We start from the raw sequence: 681 nt of genomic DNA, 5'->3' as shown, positions 1-681 counted from the left end.
TGTACAATGTCGTTCCGCTCTCGGCCGCAACCCCGTGCAGCGCTTCGCTTAGCCGAGGATCGATCGCGAATTCGAAGGTATCGCCTTCATAGCTCTGGACGGAAGGACGCGCATAATCCGCCGGCAGTTCCAGCACCGGAAGCTCTCCGCCAAGCGACTGCAACCAATAACTCTCCTGCTGCTTCATGAGCTCCTGCTGCGGCTCGGACTGCTGCCATGCGGCATAATCCTTGTACTGAATGCGCAGCGGCGGCAGTTCCTCGCCCCCGTACAAGCGGACGAACTCCTCCACCACAATTCCCATCGACACGCCGTCGGAGATGATATGATGCATGTCGTACATCAGAATATGCCGATCCTGATCCAGCTCGATCAGTCCTACTCGCAGGAGCGGCGGCTTCTCCAGATCGAACGGGCGAATGAATGAGCGAACGACGGCTTCGGCTTCCTCTTCGCTCGCCTGCATCATCTCTACCGAGAAATTCACTTCGCGGCATACACGCTGCACCGGCTCGCCATTCACCATCTCAAAGCCGGTGCGCAGCGTTTCGTGGCGCCCGATCAAGCTGCCGAACGCCTCCTCGAACCGATTCCGGTCAAGCTGTCCTTCAAGGAGCATCACCCCCGGCATGTTGTAGCTCTGCTCTGCCCCTTCGAGTTGATGCAAAATGTACAGCCTCT

Annotated in this window: 1 protein-coding gene; it reads right to left on the bottom strand. The window is 58.3% G+C overall.

Going from position 1 to position 681, the window contains the following annotated elements; translation table 11 throughout:
* The coding region (locus A372_RS32540; protein ID WP_036702506.1) for a condensation domain-containing protein at window positions 1-681 on the bottom strand (681 nt) is incomplete at both ends.

The organism is Paenibacillus sp. OSY-SE, assembly GCF_000283315.1.
Taxonomy (GTDB): domain Bacteria; phylum Bacillota; class Bacilli; order Paenibacillales; family Paenibacillaceae; genus Paenibacillus_B; species Paenibacillus_B profundus.
The sequence above is the reverse complement of the archived record's forward strand: the minus strand, read 5'-3'. Positions and strand labels throughout refer to the sequence as shown.